The organism is Nonomuraea sp. NPDC049655 (assembly GCF_044465465.1).
Classification (GTDB): Bacteria; Actinomycetota; Actinomycetes; order Streptosporangiales; family Streptosporangiaceae; genus Nonomuraea.
The window spans coordinates 261,443-279,378 of the sequence record NZ_JBITLS010000011.1; the positions used below are offsets into that span (position 1 = coordinate 261,443).

The following is a 17,936-nucleotide window of genomic DNA, read 5'->3' on the forward strand; positions in this document are numbered from 1 at the left end:
CCGCCTCGCGCCCCGGACGCCCACTTTCCGGACTTGAGTGACTACTGTGGGTGATGATGGACAGAAGTCGGGTGGTGCGCCGGCGGCTCGGATTCGGGGGCACGCTGCTGGCCGTGCTGTTCGCCTGCGCCTCGCTGACGCCGTCGCTGCTGCCGCGCACGTGGCTGTTCCAGGGCGTGATGGGCGCGGTCACCGGCATCCTCGGCTACGGCGTGGGGGCCGCGGCGGGCGCGCTGGGACGGGCGGCGATCCCGTACCGGCTGCCGGAGCGGGGGCGGCGGGCCGCCTGGCAGATCATGATCGGCGGCTGCTCGGGGCTGACCGTCGTGGCGCTCTGGTACAGCATCGACTGGCAGCGCGACGTGCGGGCGCTCATGGGCATGGACACCCGGATCACCTGGTTCCCGCCGGTGATCCTCGCGGTGGCGGTCACGCTCTTCGCGCTGTGCCTGCTGCTGGCCCGTCTCGTCCGGCTGGCCGGGCGCAGGCTGATCGACTGGCTCGACCGGTACGTCCCCGCCTACGTGGGCCACATCGCCGGCGTGCTGATCGTCGCCTCCGTGGTCACGGTGCTCGCCGACGACGTGCTGTTCTCGGGGTTCCTCAACACGATGAGCGACGTCTCCTCGGTCACCAACCAGGGCACCCATCCGGGCGTGCGCAGGCCCGGCTCGGCCAAGGTGTCCGGCGGGCCCGGGTCGCTGGTGGCCTGGGACTCCCTGGGCCGCGAGGGCCGCCGCTTCACCGGCACCGCCTCCACGGTCTCCGAGCTGACCGCCTTCTCCGGCCGGCCGGCGACCGAGCCCATCCGCGTGTACGTCGGCCTCGGCGCCACCTCCTCGCCCCGGCAGCAGGCCGCGGTGGCCGTACGGGAGCTGGAACGGACGGGCGGCTTCGGCCGTCCGGTGCTCGCGGTGCTCGGCACGACCGGCACCGGCTGGGTCGACCAGCACATCGCCGACTCGCTGGAGTTCATGTACAACGGCGACACCGCCATGGTCGCGGTGCAGTACTCCTACCTGCCGAGCTGGGTGTCGTTCCTGGCCGACCGGCACAAGGCGGCGGCCGCCGGGCGGGCCCTGTTCGAGGCGGTGCGCGCCAGGTGGGACCGGCTTCCGCCCGGCCACCGGCCCCGGCTGCTGGTCGCCGGCGAGAGCCTCGGTTCCTACGAGCTGGAGAACGCCTTCCGCGACCTGACCGACCTGGTCGCCCGGACCGACGGCGCGCTGTTCGTCGGCCCGCCCAACGCCAACCACATCTGGGACCACCTCACCGCCCACCGCGATCCCGGCACCCCCGTCTGGCGGCCGGTCTACCAGGGCGGCAGGACGGCCCGCTTCGCCCAGCACCCGGCCGACCTGTGGCGTCCCCGGAGCCCGTGGCCGCCGCCGCGCGTGGTCTACCTGCAGAACGCCACCGACCCCGTCGTGTGGTGGTCGCCCACGCTGATCTACCACCGGCCCGCCTGGCTGGAGGGCCCGCGGGGGCCCGGGGTGAACCCGCAGATGAACTGGTTCCCGCTGGTGACGTTCTGGCAGGTGCTGGTGGACATGACGGCGGCGATGTCCGTGCCGCCCGGCCACGGCCACCGCTACGGCGCCAACATCGTGGACGGGTGGGCCGCCGTAGCCGCGCCGCCGGGCTGGACGGCGTCCGACACGTGGCGGCTGCGGACGCTGGTCAGCGCGCCTTGATCTCCCCCTCGTCCTTGACGGTCTGGTGCCAGGGACGGCGCACCGCGCCCGGCGCGTACGGCTCGGGCCGGCCCTTGAGCCGGTCGGAGGAGTGGAGCTGCCAGGGCACGCTGGTCACCATGACGCCCGGCTTGAACAGCAGCCTGGCCTTCAGCCGCAGCGCGCTCTGGTTGTGCAGCAGGTGCTCCCACCAGTGGCCGACGACGTACTCGGGGATGAAGACGGTGACCACGTCGCGCGGCGAGCGGCGGCGCAGGGTCTTGACGTAGTCGAGGATGGGCTGGGTGATCTCGCGGTAGGGCGAGTCGAGCATCTTGAGCGGCACCGGGATGCCACGCCGCTCCCACTCCTCCTGCAGCTGACGCGCCTCCTCGCCCTCGACGCCGACCGTGATCGCCTCCAGCGAGGACGGCCGGGTGGCGCGGGCGTAGGCGAGCGCCCGCATGGTCGGCTTGTGGATCTTGGAGACCAGCACGATCGCGTGGTTGCGGGCCGGCAGCATGGCGGGCTCGTAGTCGTCGGTGATCTCCAGCTCGGTCGCGACCTTGTCGTAGTGGCGGCGGATGCCCTTCATCATGAGGAACAGCACCGGCATCGCGATGACCACGATCCACGCCCCGACCAGGAACTTGGTCAGCAGTACGACGATCAGCACCAGGCCGGTCATGATGGCGCCGAAGAAGTTGATCACGCGCGAGCGGTGCATCTGGTGGCGGACCTGGCGGTCGGTCTCCGTCTTCAGGTGACGGGTCCAGTGGATGACCATGCCGGTCTGGCTGAGCGTGAAGGAGACGAACACGCCGACGATGTAGAGGTTGAGCAGGCGGCTGACGTCGGCCTGGAAGCCCCACAGCAGCAGGCAGGCGCCGAGGGCCAGGATGATGATGCCGTTGGAGAAGGCCAGGCGGTCGCCGCGGGTGTGCAGCTGGCGCGGCAGGTAGCGGTCCTGGGCGAGGATCGAGCCGAGCACGGGGAAGCCGTTGAAGGCGGTGTTCGCGGCCAGGAACAGGATGAGCGCGGTCACCGCGGAGATCACCACGAACGGCAGCGAGCCGCCGCCGAACACCGCGTCGGCCACCTGCGAGATGATCGGCTGCTGGTAGTAGCCTGGGCCCACCGGCTTGCCGTCGACCCCGATCAGGTCCTCGGCGACGACGCTCGGCTCGGCCACCCGCACGCCCGAGGCGAGGCCGAGCGCGATGATGCCGCCGAACATGGTGATCGCAACCAGGCCCATCATGAGTAGCGTCGTGGCGGCGTTCTTGCTCTTGGGCTTGCGGAAGGCGGGCACGCCGTTGCTGATGGCCTCGACGCCGGTCAGCGCGGCGCAGCCGGAGGAGAAGGCGCGCAGGATCAGGAAGGCCGCGGCGAAGGAGGCCAGGTTCGTCTGCTCGGGCCGGATGGTGAACCCGGCGCTGGGCGCCCTCAGCTCGTCGCCGAACACCAGCAGCCGGATGCCGCCCCAGGCGACCAGGCCGATCACCGCGAACATGAACGCGTACGTGGGAACGGCGAAGGCGGCGCCGGACTCGCGGATGCCGCGCAGGTTGACCACCGTGAGCAGGATCACGATGATGATGGCGATCGCGGGCCGGTGCTCGGCCACGAATGGGATGGTCGCGCCGACGTAGTCGACGCCGTTGGCCACCGACACGGCGACGGTCAGCACATAGTCGACCATGAGGGCGCTGGCGACGGTGAGCCCCGCGTTCTTGCCCAGGTTGGTGGTGGCCACCTCGTAGTCGCCGCCGCCGCTCGGATAGGCGTGCACGTTCTGCCGGTACGACGCCACGACCGTGAGCATCACCACCACGACGGCGACGGCGATCCACGGACTGTAGGAATAGAACGAGACGCCCGCCAGCGACAGGATGACCAAAATCTCCTGCGGGGCGTAGGCCACCGAGGACAGCGCGTCACTGGCGAAGACCGGCAGGGCGATGCGTTTGGGCAGGAGTTGCTCGTGGAGCTGCCCGCTTCGCAGGGCACGTCCCACGAGCACGCGTTTGACAAGATCCGTTACCTTCGCCACGTAACGAGATGCTAGCCGCATGCCGATGCCCTAAACGCGGCGCTCCCCCATCGGGCCATACTGGTGTCGAGCAACCGGCCGACCGCGAAGTGCGGGGGAGTATGCATATTGTGATCATGGGATGCGGCAGGGTCGGTTCGACCCTCGCCCACATCCTCGAGGACAGCGGCCATTCCGTCGCCATCATCGACCGTGACCCGCAGGCGTTCCGCCGCCTGCGCGCGGGGTTCCGGGGGCGGCGGGTGACGGGCGTCGGCTTCGATCGCGACGTGCTCACCGAGGCCGGCATCGAGTCGGCGGCCGCCTACGTCGCCGTCTCCAGCGGCGACAACTCCAACATCATCTCCGCGCGCGTGGCCCGCGAGACGTTCGGCGTCGACAACGTGGTGGCCCGCATCTACGACCCCCGGCGCGCCGAGGTCTACCAGCGGCTGGGCATCCCCACGGTGGCCACCGTCCGCTGGACGGCCGACCAGATCCTGCGCCGCATCCTCCCCGAGGGCGCCGAGCCGCTGTGGCGCGACCCCACGGGCACGGTCGTGCTGGCCGAGGTGGCCGCCAACCAGGCCTGGATCGCCACTCGCGTCGTCGACCTGGAGAGCCGGGCCGGCGCCCGCGTGGCCTTCATCAACCGCATGGGCGAGGCCCTGACCATCACGGACGAGACCGTGGTGCAGGAGGGCGACCTGCTCCACGTCATCGCGGCCGAGAACGACATGGACCGGATCAACAAGGTGCTCGCCGCGGCGCCGGAACAGGACGACTGATGCGCATCGCCATCGCCGGCGCGGGCGCCGTGGGCCGTTCCATCGCCGCCGAGCTGCTGGAGAACGGCCACGAGGTCCTGCTCATCGACGTCGACCCGCGCGCGATCAAGATCGACAGCGTGCCGCGCGCCGAGTGGCTGCTCGCCGACGCGTGCGAGATCGCCTCGCTCGACGAGGCCGGGCTCGGCAACTGCCACGTCGTGGTGGCCTCCTCCGGCGACGACAAGGTCAACCTCGTGGTGTCGCTGCTGGCCAAGACCGAGTACGGCGTGCCGCGCGTGGTGGCCCGCATCAACCACCCCAACAACGAGTGGCTGTTCAACGAGTCGTGGGGCGTCGACGTCGCCGTCTCGACGCCGCGGCTGCTGAGCGCGCTGGTGGAGGAGGCGGTCAGCGTCGGCGACCTGGTGCGGCTGATGACGTTCCGCCAGGGCCAGGCCAACCTGGTCGAGCTGACGCTGGCCGAGGACGCCCCGGTGGTGGGCCAGCGCGCCGGGTCGGTGCCGTGGCCGGTCGACTCCGCGCTGGTGGCGATCCTGCGCGAGGGCCGGGTGCTGGTGCCCACCGCCGACGACCCCCTGGAGGCCGGCGACGAGCTGTTGTTCGTGGCCAGCCAGGAGGTCGAGGAGGAGCTCGCCCACCTGCTCTCGCAGCGCTGAACATGGACGCCGGCCGCGCCCGCTCGCTGTTCGAGGGCGCCCGCGTCGCCCGCCTGGCGACGGCCGACGCGGCCGGGGTGCCGCGTGTGGTGCCCGTCACCTTCGCCGTCCTCGGGAACGACGTGGTCACCGCCGTCGACCACAAGCCGAAGAGCACCCACGACCTGGCGCGGCTGCGCGACATCCGGGCGAACCCGCGGGTCAGCCTGCTCGCCGACCACTACGAGGACGACTGGACCAGGCTGTGGTGGGCGCGCGCCGACGGCATCGCGACCGTGCGTGAGGACGGCCACGACGCCGCCCTGCGGGCGCTGGCCGGCAAGTACGACCAGTACCGGCGGCGGCCGCCCGAAGGGCCGGTGATCGTGGTCGCGGTCAGTCGGTGGTCGGGGTGGGCGTACTCGGGATGAGCAGGTCGCGGTGGGCGCCCTGCAGGCCCTCGGGCAGGTCGTCGGCGGTGACCCAGCGGGCTTCGAGGATCTCCAGCGGGTCGATCCTGAGCGTGCCGCCGACGAGCCGGGCCTCGTAGGCCACCTCGGCCCGCAGCCCGAACCCGCTGCGCACGCGCAGCAGCCGGCCGGTGCGCACGCGCAGGCCGGTCTCCTCGAACACCTCGCGTTCGACCGTGCCCTCGAACGTCTCGTCCCGCCTGGCGAACCCGGTGGGGAAGCCCCACTGCCGCCCCTCCTGCCACAGACGGTGACGCAGGACGAGCACCCGGCCGTCGGAATCGCGTACGAGGCCGGTGACGCCGACCATGAAGGTGGCGTGGGTCAGCCACAACACCCGCCAGCGAACCCGCCCGCCCAGCGCCTTCCACACCCGCGCCACCACCCAGCCCACCACATTCCCCCTCATCTCCCCCAGACTCCCACGCCCACGGACCTTCCGCTCCCCGCTCCGTCCCCGCCCGGCAGGTCGAGCCCGCCGGGTCACTGCCCCAGGGCCGGCCGGGGTCGTGCGGGGGCCAGGACCGCACCGCGACCCGCGCGCCGGACGCCGGCAGCTCGCGCCACCGCGAACCCGATGCCCGCCCGGCGGCTCACCCCGGTCACCACCGCCACCGGCCCCGCCAGAGGCCCTCGTCCATGGCTCGTCCGAGCATCATGGCGGGCCGAGAGGTCAGAGGCGATGGATCCGGCTCAGGTCGACGTCGAGGTCGAAGGGGACGGTCAGCTTGAGCCTGTCGTGGTGGATGCCGGTGAGCGCGTAGGCGCGGGTGGCGGGGTCCCGCTCGTAGACGTGGACGACGGGCTCGCCGCCGTCGTCCTCGACCCGCCAGAAGTGCGGAATCCCGGCCGCGGCATAGAGAGCCGGCTTACGGTCGCGGCACTCGGCCGGGACGACCTCGGCGACCAGCAGCAGATCCTGGGCCCGGTAGAAGGTCTCACCGCCGTCGTCACGCACCGCGCCCGCCCTGACCACGCTGACGTCCGGCTGCGGACGCTGGCGGGCGCCCAGAATGACGCTCATCCCCCGCCGCACCCGGAACTCCAGGGGGACGGCCCGGCGCAGGCCGGCGACGAGCAGATCGACCACGGTCGAGCGGAAGGACGACTGGGGGCCCGCGCAGACCAGCCTTCCGTCGATCAGTTCCGTACGCGCGGGCAGGTCAGGCAGCCGGTCGAGGTCTTCCGCGACGAGACTCCCAGGCGCGACCCGCCCGTCCTCCGGCATGGGTCAGGCCGGGGCGACCGGGGGCTTGATGGGGGTGCGGCCGCGGCCGAGCAGCCAGAGCATCGCGGCCAGGGCCGCCACCTGAAGAGGCCAGCCCATCACGATCTTGGCGAAGCCGAGCGCGGCCACCGCCTCGTCACCGCCGCCGAACAGGTAGACCGGGCCCTGCACGGCCACCCGCACCACGCACGGCACCATGAGCAGCCAGGTCAGCCGCGTGCAGAGCCGGACGACGCCCGCGTCTTTGTGCCAGCCCACCGGGTCGTTGGTGACCGAGCCGATGAGGAACCCGACGACCGGCCAGCGGGTGACGATGGACACCAACATGCCCAGCGAGTACGCGCCGTTCCACAGGATGCCCGGCAGGAAGTAGTCTTTCGCGTTGCCGGTGCGGCTGGCGAAGAAGGCACCGATGGCGATGCCGATCAGGCTGTTGATCACGAACTGCGGCGTGGACCGCTGGACCACCCTGACCAGCAGGAGCACCACCGAGAGCGAGATGCTGACGATGAGCGACGTCTTCAGGTCTTCGGTGACGATCCACGAGACCGTGAAGGCGATCGTCGGCACCGCGGCCTCGATGATGCCGCGTACGCCGCCGAAGGCCTTGGCGAGCTGGGCTCGCACCGCCGACTCGACGGTCTCGTGCGCGGCCTCTTCCGCCTCAGCACTCACCTGATCAACTCCCTGGGCGCAGTTCGTATCGCGGATTGAACATCACCTTGCGCCCGTCCTGCATGCTGACCAGGCCCTCGGCCTTGACCGTGCGGCCCGGCTCGATGCCGACGATCTTGCGGCGGCCGAGCCACACCAGGTCGATCACGTCGGACCCGTCGTACAGCTCGGCCTCCAGGGCGGGGGCGCCGCCCCTCGGACGCAATGTCACCGTACGTAGCGTACCCGCTACACAGAACCTGCGGCGCCCGCCACACGACACGATGGGCGTCGCGCCGACCTCGTCGACGTCTTCCCGCAGTTCCTGGGCCTCGATCTCCGACTGGGTGGTGGCCAGCCGGCTGAAGAAGCCGCGCAATCCCCCGCGTTTCGGAGGCTCTGCCGTACTCATGATGGTTCAGCCTATGTGATGGTAAGCCGTCAGCGAATAGCCGATGGGGGGTCTTGGGAATGTCGCCGGGCTGGGCCGGGCGGGGCCCGGAGAGGTAACGCTCAGCGGGTCTCGCTGATTTCCGGCCCGCGCTTGAAGGGGCTGAACGCCGGGCGTTCGTCCTGCTCGCCGGCCTGCCGCTCGTGCGGACGGCTCAGCGTGATGGGCTCCTCGCGGGCCATCGGCTCGTCGCCGCGCACGACCACGACGTCCTTGACGAAGTCGATGAACGCCCCGGAGACGCGCTCGTCGAGGGCGCCGGGGCCGGTGATGGCGGCCAGGAGGAACCAGCGCGGGCCGTCGATGCCGATGTAGCGGGCCGCCCGGCTGCCGCCTTCCATGGCGACCTCGCCGGCCAGCTCGACGCCGAACGGGCCCTCCCGCTCCTCCAGCGTCTTGGCCTGGGCGACGATCTTGGTCCTGACGTCGTCCCACAGGCCGGCCGAGCGCGGCGCGGCCAGGGCCTGGAGTTGCAGCGAGCTGTCCTCGTACAGGACGACGACACCGACGTGCTGGTCGCCGAGCGAGGCCAGGCGCACGTCGAAGTCGGGGTTGTGCGGCAGCCGCAGGCCGCCGAGGTCGATCCTGTCCGTGTCGGGGTGGGGCTCGTCGGCGTCCCACGGGCCGGACTCGCGGGTAGGGGCCGGGGACTCCTGCTCGGCCACCGTCTCCGGCTGCTCACGACGACGACGTCGGAACACGTTCCTCACTCTCCCTGTTCGCGGGGCCGGAGCCCCAGGCTTGCTTCGGGCCGGCCGCTTCAGCGGCCCGTCGATCCGAATCCGTTGGCGCCGCGCACCGAGCCGGGCAGGCGTTCGACCTCGTAGAAGGCCGCGCGCTCGACCCGCTGGACCACGAGCTGGGCCACCCGGTCGCCGCGCTGGAGGCGGAACGGCTCCTTGGCGTCGGTGTTGATCAGCGTCACCTTGATCTCGCCCCGGTAGCCCGCGTCGACGGTGCCGGGGGCGTTGACGAGCGTGACGCCGTGGCGGGCCGCCAGGCCGGAGCGCGGGTGCACGAACGCGGCGTAGCCGTCGGGCAGCGCGATCGCCACGCCGGTGCCGACCACGGCCCGCTCGCCGGGCAGCAGCTCGACGTCCTCGGCCGCGTAGAGGTCGGCGCCGGCGTCGCCCGGGTGGGCGTAGGACGGCACCGGCAGCCCGGTGTCGAGCCGCTGGATGAGGACCTCCACGTCGCTCACGGGTTCACCTCGAAGTCCTGGTGTTCGGCGGCGATGGCCGCAAGGTCGCCGTGCTCAGCGAAGTGTTCCATGCTCACCTCGATGAACAGCGCCGCCGCGCGGACGGCGACCGGTCCGTCGGGGGCGCCGACGCGCCCCTCAGCCTCAAGGTACGCCTTCCTGCCCGTGATCCCGTTGCACCAGGCGCGCAGGTGGAGTGTCGTGCCCACGGGAACGGGGAGAAGGTAGTCGGTCTCCAGCCGGGCCGTCACATAGGGCTTGTGGAACAGGTAGACCGACATTCCGATGACCTCGTCCATCGCGGCGGCCAGCACGCCGCCGTGGGCGAGCATCGGCGCGCCCTGGTGGGCCTCCCCCACGGTGAACTCGGCCTCGACCGTGACGCCGTCGGGCGTGGCGGCCTTCAGGTGCAGGCCGGTCGGGTGGTCGCCGCCGCAGCCGAAGCAGCGGCTGTAGTGGGAGCCGAGGGAACTGCCCGGCGCCGGGGCGCCGGGATGGGCCGCGGGCGCCGAGGCGTCCGGCGGCGGGGTGGTGAGGGAGGAACGCGTCACGGGTGACGAGGTTACTCGCTGCGGCCCCTGGACTCGCCCTCGACACCGGATCGGAACCCCCCGGCCCGCCTCACGTCACCCCGCCGCGGGAACCGCCCCCCCGGACGGCGGCTCGCCGGCGGGAGGGGCGCCTCCGGACGGCGGTTCCTCCGCCGGCGGCTCGTGGTGAGGCGGTGGCGGCAGGGCGGGCGGTTTGTGGCGCAGCTCGGGCAGCGCCCGGTAGATCACCGCCGCGACCGGCACGGCCACTGCCGCTCCCGCGATGCCCGCCAGGATGCCGCCGACCGACAGCACCAGGATGATCGCCAGCGGGTGGAAGTTGAGCGCCCTGCCCACGATCAGCGGCTGGAGCACGTGGTTCTCCAGCTGCTGCTCGACGATGAGGATGCCGAGGAAGATCAGCGCGTAGACCAGGCCCTTGGCGCCGAGGGTGACGAGGGTGGCGACGGTGCCGGCGAAGAAGATGCCGACGATGGGGATGAAGCTGGCGAAGAAGATCAGCACCGCCAGCGGCGCCCACAGCGGCACCCCCATGCCGGCCAGCACGATGCCCATGATGAGGCCGTGCACGGCGGCCACGGCCACGGTGCCCTGGACGTAGTGGGAGAGCGTGGTCCAGGCCGCCCGGCCCGCCCGGTCGACCCGCGGCGACATCGAGCCGAAGGCGCGCAGGAACCACGACCAGATGCGGTCGCCGTCCTTGAGCAGGAAGAACGTCACGAACAGCAGCAGCACGATGGACGCGAGCACCTCGATCGCGACGGCGCTGGCCGACAGCACCGTGCCGGTGATGGCGGTGCGCTGGGCGTTGACCATCGTGGCGATCTCGTCGACGTAGCCGGTGATCTGGGCCTGCTTCAGGTGCAGCGGGCCGGTGATCAGCCACTCCTGGACCGAGCGCGCGGTGGCCTGCACCTGCGTGACCAGGTTGGGGAACTCCTCGCTGGCCCGCGCGCCGACCAGCCAGCCGGTGCCGGCCAGGACGGCGAGCGCGACCAGCATGGTCAGCCAGGTGGCGTAGATGGGCCGCAGGCCCGCCCGCCGCAGGCTCTTGGTCAGCGGGAACAGCAGCGCGGTCAGCAGCAGCGCGATCGCCACGGGCAGCGCCACGAAGGTGAGCCGGGCGATCGCCTGGACGAAGAAGTAGACGACCACGCCGACGAGGATCAGGCACCCGCACCATGCGGCCATCTTGGCCAGCACGGGCGGTACGAGTGTGGTGGGGCGGTCGATCTGCACGTGTTCAAGACTGGCACGTCCGGGCCGGGGATGCGCACCGATAAAACGCCGGGATGCCGGAAGGGCGGTGAGGGAGGCGCCCTCACCGCCCGTGCCGGACGGCCGTGCCTCAGCCCAGGTGCACCTCGACGGTCAGCACGTCGCCGCCGTCGAGGACGAACTCCTCGACGACTCCGGCCGCGCACAGGTCGTCCTGGGCCTGCCGGACGAGATCGGCCTCGGGGCCCGTGACGGTCAGCCTGGACACCTCGGCCCGCATCGACAACTTGGCCTCCGACTTGGCCTTGCGGATCCGCCGCAGCACCTCCGAGGCCACGGTCAGCACCGCCGGGTCGCCCGTGCCGCGCTCGGGAGCCGGCCAGGCGGCGCGGTGGACCGAGCCCTCGCGCCACCAGGACCACACCTCCTCGGTCACGAACGGCAGCACCGGCGCGAACAGCCGCAGCAGCACGTCGAGCGCCTGCCGCAGCGCCGCGTGCGCCGAGGCGGCGGCCGGCCCGGACTCGTACGCCCGCGCCTTGACCAGCTCCAGGTAGTCGTCGCAGAAGGTCCAGAAGAACCGCTCGACGGCCTCCAGCGCGCGGGTGTGGTCGTAGGACTCGAACGCCTGCGTGGCCTCGCGGGCCATGTCGGACAGGGCGGCGAGCATCGACAGGTCGACCGGCTCGGTGACCTCGCCGTCGCTGCCGGCCAGCCCGAGCACGAACTTCGAGGCGTTGAGGATCTTGATCGCCAGCCGCCGCCCGATCTTGAGCTGGCCCACGTCGAACGTGGTGTCCACGCCGTAGCGGCCGTTGGCGGCCCAGTAGCGGACGGCGTCGGAGCCGTGCTGCTCCAGCAGGTCGAGCGGGGTGACCACGTTGCCCTTGGACTTCGACATCTTCTTGCGGTCGGGGTCGAGGATCCAGCCGGAGATCGCCACGTCGGTCCACGGCAGCGCGTCGAACTCCAGGTGGGAGCGGACCACCGTGGAGAACAGCCAGGTGCGGATGATCTCGTGCGCCTGCGGCCGCAGGTCGTAGGGGGACACGCGCCGGTAGAGGTCGTCGTCGCTCGCCCAGCGGCCGGCGATCTGCGGCGTCAGGGACGAGGTCGCCCAGGTGTCCATGACGTCGGGGTCGGCCATGAACCCGCCGGGCACGCCCCGCTGCTCCTCGCTGTAGCCGGGCGGCACGTCGGAGGACGGGTCGACCGGCAGCGACTCCTCGGCCGGCAGGATCGGCGCGTCGTGGACCGGGTTGCCGGCCTCGTCCAGCGGATACCACACCGGGAACGGCACGCCGAAGAAGCGCTGGCGGGAGATCAGCCAGTCGCTGGTCAGGCCCTCGACCCAGTTGTCGTAGCGCACCCGCATGTGCGGCGGGTGCCAGGCCAGCTCGCTGCCGCGCTCCAGCAGCCGGGCGCGCAGCGCCTGCTCGCGCCCGCCGTTGCGGATGTACCACTGGCGGGTGGTGACGATCTCCAACGGCTTGTCGCCGCGCTCGTAGAACTTCACCGGGCGCCGCACCGGACGCGGGTCGCCGTCGAGGTCGCCGGACTCGCGCAGCAGCTCGACGATGCGCTCGCGCGCGCTGTGGACGGTCTTGCCGGCCAGCTCCTTGTACGGCTCCGGCTCCACGCCGTCGGGCGGCTCGGGCAGCAGCCGGCCGTCCCAGCCGATGACCGGCCGGGTGGGCAGGTGCAGCTCACGCCACCAGGTGACGTCGGTGACGTCGCCGAACGTGCAGATCATCGCGATGCCGGACCCCTTGTCGGGCTCGGCCAGGTGGTGGGCCAGGATCGGCACCTCGACGCCGAACAGCGGCGTGAGCGCGGACGTGCCGAACAGCGGCTTGTAGCGCTCGTCGTCGGGGTGGGCGACCAGCGCGACGCAGGCCGGGATCAGCTCGGGCCTGGTCGTCTCGATCCAGATCGGCCCGCGCTCGCCGTAGAAGGAGACGCGGTGGAAGGCGCCGGGCCACTCGCGGTCCTCCAGCTCGGCCTGGGCCACCGCGGTGCGGTAGGTGACGTCCCACAGCGTGGGCGCCTCGGCGAGGTAGGCCTCGCCGCGGCCGAGGTTGCGCAGGAACGCCCGCTGGGAGACCGCCTGCGACTCGTCGCTGATCGTGGTGTAGAGCAGGTCCCAGTCGACCGACAGGCCGACCCGGCGCCAGACCTCCTCGAACGCCTTCTCGTCGATGGCGGTGAGCTGGTGACACAGCTCGACGAAGTTGCGCCGCGAAATCGAGATCTCACGTTTGCCCGGCTTGTCCGGTGGAACGAAGTCAGGATCGTACGGCAGCGACGGATCGCAGCGCACCCCGTAGACGTTCTGCACCCGCCGTTCGGTAGGCAGGCCGTTGTCGTCCCAGCCGATGGGGTAGAACACCGACTTGCCGATCATCCGCTGGTAGCGGGCCATGATGTCGCTGTGGGTGTAGGAGAAGACATGACCGACGTGGAGGGAGCCGGACACGGTCGGCGGCGGCGTGTCGATGGAGTAGACCTGCTCGCGCGGCTTGGACCGGTCGAAGCGGTAGGTGCCCTCCTCCTGCCAGCGAGCTACCCATACCTGCTCCAAGCCGTCGAGGGTCGGCTTTTCCGGCATGGATGCATGGCGTAGTCGCTGTTGAGTCATGCCTCCTTATGGTACGGCTTCGGGGGCCCGGCAAGCGTTAGAGACTAGTGTTCGTTACATAGGGGAAGGGAGTTGGCATGGCGGAGGACAAACCCGACATCGCCTGGCGCGTCATCGGTGGTCTGGTGGGCATGGCGACCGCCTGGGGGATGAGGAAACTCCTCGGGTTCGTCTGGGTCAAGGCGACCGGCAAGGAGCCGCCCCTCGACGACGACTCGCCCGAGGTGAGCATGGGTGAGGCGATCGGTTACGCGATCCTCACCGGCGTCGGGATGTCCGTGGCGCAGATCGTGGTCAACCGGACCGCCAAGAAGCGCTACGACGCGTGGAAGTCTGTGAAGCAGGTGACTCAAGGGCACTGAGGAACTCGCTCGCCCAGCGGTCCACGTCGTAGGTGGCCACCCGGCGGCGCATCGTGCGCATCCGCCGGGCCAGCTCGTGCGGCGTGGCCCGCATGGCGGCGATCATCTGCCGCTTGACGTCCTCGATGTCGTACGGGTTCACCAGGTACGCCTGCCGCAGCTCGTCGGCCGCGCCGGTGAACTCGCTGAGCACCAGCGCGCCGTGCAGGTCGTGGTGGCAGGAGATGTACTCCTTGGCCACCAGGTTCATCCCGTCGCGCAGGGGCGTGACGACCATGACGTCGGCCGCCAGGTAGAGCGCGGCCAGCTCGTCGTGGCCGTAGGACTGGTGGAAGTACTGGATCGGCTGCACCCCGATCTGGGCGTGCTCGCCGTTGATCCGGCCCACCTGCAGCTCGATGTCGTCGCGCAGCTTGCGGTACTCGTCCACGCGTTCGCGGCTCGGGGTGGCGATCTGCACGAAGACCGCCTCGTTGGGGCGCAGGCTGCCGTCCTTGAGCAGCTCGCCGAACGCCTCCAGACGCTGGCCGATGCCCTTGGTGTAGTCGAGCCGGTCCACGCCGAGCAGCACGTGCTCGGGATCGCCCAGCTCACCCCTGATCTCCTTGGCCCGCGCCACGACGTGCGGCTCGCGCACCAGCGAGTCGAGCTGCCCGAAGTCCACCGAGATCGGGAACGCCTGCGTGGTCACCACCCGGTCGTCCAGGAAGATCTCGTTCCCCTTGTACGGCAGCCCGAGCAGCCGCCGGCACAGCCTGCGGAAGTTCGAGGCGCCGCCGGGCAGCTGGAAGCCGACCAGGTCGGCGCCGAGCAGCCCCTCGACCAGCTCCTTGCGCCAGGGCAGCCGCCAGAACAGCTCGACGGGCGGGAAGGGGATGTGCAGGAAGAAGCCGATCCGCAGGTCGGGCCGGAGCCGCCGGAGCATCGCGGGCACGAGCTGGAGCTGGTAGTCCTGCACCCAGACGACGGCCCCCTCATCGGCGGCCTCGGCGGCGGCCGCGGCGAAGCGCTCGTTGACCGAACGGTAGGTCTCCCACATCTCCCGCTCGAACACCGGCGGCGCCACCACGTCGTGGTAGAGCGGCCAGAGCGTGGCGTTGGAGAAACCCTCGTAGTAGAGCTCGACCTCGCGGGCCGACAGCGGGATGGGGATGAGGCTCATGCCGTCCTGCTCGAACGGTTCGAGCTTCTCGTCCGGCGCGCCGTGCCAACCGGCCCAGGCGCCGTGGCGGCGCTTCATCACGGGCGCTATGGCCGTCACGAGCCCCCCCGGGCTCCTGCGCCACGAGGCCGTTCCGTCTGGCTCGATCGTGCGATCGACCGGCAAGCGGTTCGCGACGATCAGAAACGAGCTACGGCCGGTCACGCAGTCCTCCTAGGGCTCAGGTCGAGGAGAGCCGCAGGCGCGGCTCACGGCGGCCGCGACCTCGTCCGGCCCCCCGCGGGGAATGATCGCGGCGATGTGGGCATCTGGCCTGATCACCCATGCTTCATCCGGCCGCGCACCGAGTCTTTCGGCGAGCGAGCCGGTCGCATCCATCTCCGTGAGCTCGCGGACGGCGAGCGGTGCCGTAATGACCTTGCCCAGGACCTGCACAAACAAACTCGAATCGCACATATCGCCCAACAGAATGAGGAAACCGTCCCGGCAGAACTCGCGCAGTCTGCCCTTCGCCAGCGGCACGTCCGGCAGGATCACTCCGGGGGCCGGATCGCACGGCGCGCCCTTCGGCGGACGCCCCCCGAACGGCCGGCCCGGCTCGGGCGTGGTGAGCGGCGAGTCCACGTACCAGTAGGGCTCGGCGAAGCGCCCGGAGTCCACCTCGGCGACCAGGCCGGCCTCCAGGACCTCCCGCCGCCTGGCCCGGTCTTTGTCCGTCCTGGGCGCGAGGAAGCGCATGGTGGCGGCGGTCACCTCCAGGTTCTCCCGCGCCGCCGCGTGCCGCTCGGCGTGGTACGACTCCAGCAGTTCGGGCCCGGCCCAGCCGTTGAGCGCGAAGGCCAGCTTCCAGGCCGCGTTCTCGGCGTCGGGCACGCCGGAGTTGAGCCCCCGGGCCCCGAAGGGCGCCACCAGATGGGCGCAGTCGCCCGCCAGCAGCACCCGTCCTACCCGCATCCGCGAGGCGATGCGCGAGTGGAACCGGTACGTGCTGTGCCAGATCAGCTCGTACGGCCGATCCCCGATGATTTGCTGGATTTTCTGCGAAATATCGTCTCTTGTTGGGATGAAGTCCGGCGCGATCTGCCAATCGATCCGGTACGTCCCGTTGGGGCAGGGATGGATGAGGACCTGCCGGCCCGGGTTCCACACGGGGTCGAAGTAGAAGCGGCGCTCGTTCTCCCAACCGGGCAGATCCGCCCGGATGTCGCAGATCAGGAACTGGTCGTCGAACGCCTCGCCGTCGAAGGAGACGCCGAGCGACCGGCGTACCTGCTGGGCCCGCGCGCCCGCGCAGACCAGCACGTAGGGGGCGCGCAGCAGCCGCTGCCCGCACTGGACCTCCACCCCCGCCGGGTCCTGGACCAGCCCGGTGACCTCGTGGCCCCAGCGCACCTCGATGAGCGGCTGGTCGGCGATGACCTCGTCGAGCAGCTGCTCGGTGCGGGCCTGGGAGATGTTCACGCACGGCGGCAGCGGGCCCTGGCCGTCGAAGGACCAGGAGAACAGCTCGCGGTCGCGGTAGTACGTGCGGGCGGTGGTCCAGGCCAGCCCCTCCTCCGCCACCCGGCCCGCGCCCGCCGCGGCCCAGATGTCGAGCACGTCGCGCTGCTGGCAGATCGACTTCGAGCCGCCGCCGTCGCGGGCCTGCCGCCGGTCCAGCACCAGCACCCGGATGCCCCAGCGGGCCAGCAGCAACGCGGCGGTCTGGCCGACCGGGCCCGCGCCGACGACGATGACCTGCGGCACGGACTCCGCGGGCCTCATGACTGGAGCTCGTCCCACACTTCGCGGTCGCGCTCGGCGGTCCAGACGCGCGGCCGTTCGACGCCGTGGAGCTCGTCCCAGAGGCGGGAGACGTTGAAGGGCAGGCAGTGCTCGAAGATGGGCCAGCCGCCGTAGCGCGGCCGCAGGGCCCGGTGGGTGCGCTCGAACGCCTCCTTCAGCCCGCTCGCCGCGCCGACCTCGCGCAGCATCACGGTGAGGAAGTCGCGGCTCTGGGCGATGGCCGCCTCGACCTCGGCCTTGCCGTGGGCCACCGCTCCCCTGCCGCCGACCAGCGTCTCGGCCCCGAACGAGGCGACGCGGTCGAGCGTGCCGGAGGCCCATTCGCGGTGGAAGGCGTCGCCGGTGTAGAGCGCGGCCTGCGACTCGACCAGGTCGCCGGCGAACAGGATGCGCCGGTCGGGCAGCCAGGCCACCAGGTCGCCCTCGGTGTGGCCGCGTCCGCAGTGGGCCAGCACCAGGTCGCCCCTGCCGCCGCCGAGGTCGATGGTGAAGGTGTCGCTGAAGGTGGCGGTGGGCCAGGTCAGGCCGGGGATCGAGCCGGGATCCTTGAACAGGCGGGGCATCCGGGCGTACTCGCTGGCCCAGTCCTGCTCGCCGCGCTCGGCGATCAGCTCGCGGGTCTTGTCGTGGGCCACGACCACGTCCGCGCCGAACGCCGAGGCGCCCAGCACGCGGACCGCGTGGTAGTGCGAGAGCACGAGGTACCTGACCGGTTTGCCGGTGTGCTCGCGCAGCCTGGCCAGCCAGTCGCCGGCGGCCGTGGGCGTGGCCAGGGCCTCGAAGCAGACCAGGAAGTCCTCGCCCTCGATCGCGCCCACGTTGGGGTCGCCCTCGGCGGTGAGCGCGTAGACGCCTTCCGCCAGCACCTCAAGGGACTGCCGCTTCTCACCGAGATCCGCCGACGAGGCGAACGGCTTGATCATCGTCTCTCCTCACGCGCTGAGGCCGACCCGCTGACGAACCAGGACATACCCCACAGACGGCCCTTGCAGCTGCGCTGCGCCGGCCCTCCCTTGACAGTGCTCGGCAGGACGGGGAAGTGTTTACCGAACATTCGGTCAGTAAGCAAGGGAGACCAGTTGGAG

18 protein-coding genes are annotated in these 17,936 nt (G+C 71.2%); 5 read left to right on the forward strand and 13 right to left on the reverse strand.

The window, feature by feature from the left end:
• Positions 1-53 precede the first annotated feature (53 nt).
• A complete protein-coding gene (locus tag ACIBQ6_RS33015) occupies positions 54-1,694 on the forward strand; it encodes an alpha/beta hydrolase (RefSeq protein WP_397216622.1) in 1,641 nt (546 codons plus the stop codon).
• Here the strand turns inward: ACIBQ6_RS33015 and ACIBQ6_RS33020 are convergent.
• A complete protein-coding gene (locus ACIBQ6_RS33020) occupies positions 1,681-3,747 on the reverse strand; it encodes an APC family permease (protein WP_397216624.1) in 2,067 nt (688 codons plus the stop codon). The genes ACIBQ6_RS33015 and ACIBQ6_RS33020 overlap by 14 nt on opposite strands.
• A gap of 80 nt (positions 3,748-3,827) precedes the next feature.
• On the opposite strand from ACIBQ6_RS33020, the gene ACIBQ6_RS33025 reads away from it, so the two are divergent.
• From ACIBQ6_RS33025 to ACIBQ6_RS33035, 3 genes are read left to right on the forward strand one after another with little or no spacing between them, the layout of a single operon-like run.
• Positions 3,828-4,493, forward strand: a complete 666-nt coding sequence (locus tag ACIBQ6_RS33025) for a TrkA family potassium uptake protein (RefSeq protein ID WP_352324052.1) — start codon at positions 3,828-3,830, stop codon at positions 4,491-4,493.
• Positions 4,493-5,152, forward strand: coding sequence for a potassium channel family protein (locus ACIBQ6_RS33030; protein WP_397176458.1), 660 nt, complete (start codon positions 4,493-4,495; stop codon positions 5,150-5,152). Before ACIBQ6_RS33025 ends, ACIBQ6_RS33030 begins: the two co-directional genes overlap by 1 nt.
• 2 nt (positions 5,153-5,154) lie before the next feature.
• On the forward strand, positions 5,155-5,562 hold the full coding sequence (locus ACIBQ6_RS33035; protein WP_358284637.1) for a TIGR03668 family PPOX class F420-dependent oxidoreductase: 408 nt from the start codon (positions 5,155-5,157) through the stop codon (positions 5,560-5,562).
• Here the strand turns inward: ACIBQ6_RS33035 and ACIBQ6_RS33040 are convergent.
• The 9 genes from ACIBQ6_RS33040 to valS form a co-directional block, all read right to left on the reverse strand.
• A complete protein-coding gene (locus ACIBQ6_RS33040) occupies positions 5,528-6,010 on the reverse strand; it encodes an NUDIX domain-containing protein (RefSeq protein WP_364328647.1) in 483 nt (160 codons plus the stop codon). The genes ACIBQ6_RS33035 and ACIBQ6_RS33040 overlap by 35 nt on opposite strands.
• 264 nt (positions 6,011-6,274) lie before the next feature.
• Positions 6,275-6,829 carry a Uma2 family endonuclease gene (locus ACIBQ6_RS33045; RefSeq protein ID WP_397216627.1) on the reverse strand — a complete coding sequence of 185 codons (555 nt, stop codon included), beginning with the start codon at positions 6,827-6,829 and terminating at the stop codon, positions 6,275-6,277.
• Positions 6,830-6,832: 3 nt separating this feature from the next.
• The gene (locus ACIBQ6_RS33050) at positions 6,833-7,504 is read right to left on the reverse strand and encodes a DUF3159 domain-containing protein (protein WP_358284632.1); all 672 of its coding nucleotides are present in this window, start codon (positions 7,502-7,504) and stop codon (positions 6,833-6,835) included.
• A gap of 4 nt (positions 7,505-7,508) precedes the next feature.
• On the reverse strand, positions 7,509-7,895 hold the full coding sequence (locus tag ACIBQ6_RS33055) for an OB-fold nucleic acid binding domain-containing protein (RefSeq protein ID WP_397216629.1): 387 nt from the start codon (positions 7,893-7,895) through the stop codon (positions 7,509-7,511).
• 101 nt (positions 7,896-7,996) lie between these two features.
• Positions 7,997-8,635 (reverse strand): DUF3710 domain-containing protein, encoded by a 639-nt coding sequence (locus ACIBQ6_RS33060; RefSeq protein WP_358284631.1) that lies wholly within the window; start codon positions 8,633-8,635, stop codon positions 7,997-7,999.
• Positions 8,636-8,694: 59 nt separating this feature from the next.
• A complete protein-coding gene (gene dut / locus ACIBQ6_RS33065; RefSeq protein ID WP_352324043.1) occupies positions 8,695-9,135 on the reverse strand; it encodes a dUTP diphosphatase in 441 nt (146 codons plus the stop codon).
• Positions 9,132-9,686 (reverse strand): PaaI family thioesterase, encoded by a 555-nt coding sequence (locus tag ACIBQ6_RS33070; RefSeq protein WP_352324042.1) that lies wholly within the window; start codon positions 9,684-9,686, stop codon positions 9,132-9,134. Before ACIBQ6_RS33070 ends, dut begins: the two co-directional genes overlap by 4 nt.
• Positions 9,687-9,761: 75 nt before the next feature.
• Positions 9,762-10,925: an AI-2E family transporter gene (locus ACIBQ6_RS33075; RefSeq protein ID WP_397216631.1), complete on the reverse strand. Its 1,164-nt coding sequence runs from the start codon at positions 10,923-10,925 to the stop codon at positions 9,762-9,764.
• 109 nt (positions 10,926-11,034) lie between these two features.
• The gene (valS, locus tag ACIBQ6_RS33080; RefSeq protein ID WP_397216633.1) at positions 11,035-13,512 is read right to left on the reverse strand and encodes a valine--tRNA ligase; all 2,478 of its coding nucleotides are present in this window, start codon (positions 13,510-13,512) and stop codon (positions 11,035-11,037) included.
• 107 nt (positions 13,513-13,619) lie between these two features.
• On the opposite strand from valS, the gene ACIBQ6_RS33085 reads away from it, so the two are divergent.
• Positions 13,620-13,904, forward strand: a complete 285-nt coding sequence (locus tag ACIBQ6_RS33085) for a DUF4235 domain-containing protein (protein WP_352324039.1) — start codon at positions 13,620-13,622, stop codon at positions 13,902-13,904.
• Here ACIBQ6_RS33085 and ACIBQ6_RS33090 read toward each other — a convergent pair.
• Genes ACIBQ6_RS33090 through ACIBQ6_RS33100 form a run of 3 tightly spaced genes read right to left on the reverse strand, consistent with a single transcriptional unit; the run spans position 13,837 to position 17,774 of the window.
• Complete coding sequence (locus tag ACIBQ6_RS33090; RefSeq protein ID WP_358284623.1) at positions 13,837-15,270, reverse strand: trehalose-6-phosphate synthase; 1,434 nt, start codon at positions 15,268-15,270, stop codon at positions 13,837-13,839. The genes ACIBQ6_RS33085 and ACIBQ6_RS33090 overlap by 68 nt on opposite strands.
• A gap of 9 nt (positions 15,271-15,279) precedes the next feature.
• Positions 15,280-16,830, reverse strand: a complete 1,551-nt coding sequence (locus tag ACIBQ6_RS33095) for an FAD-dependent monooxygenase (RefSeq protein ID WP_397216635.1) — start codon at positions 16,828-16,830, stop codon at positions 15,280-15,282.
• Positions 16,827-17,774, reverse strand: a complete 948-nt coding sequence (locus ACIBQ6_RS33100) for an MBL fold metallo-hydrolase (RefSeq protein WP_352359151.1) — start codon at positions 17,772-17,774, stop codon at positions 16,827-16,829. Before ACIBQ6_RS33100 ends, ACIBQ6_RS33095 begins: the two co-directional genes overlap by 4 nt.
• Positions 17,775-17,936 lie beyond the last annotated feature (162 nt).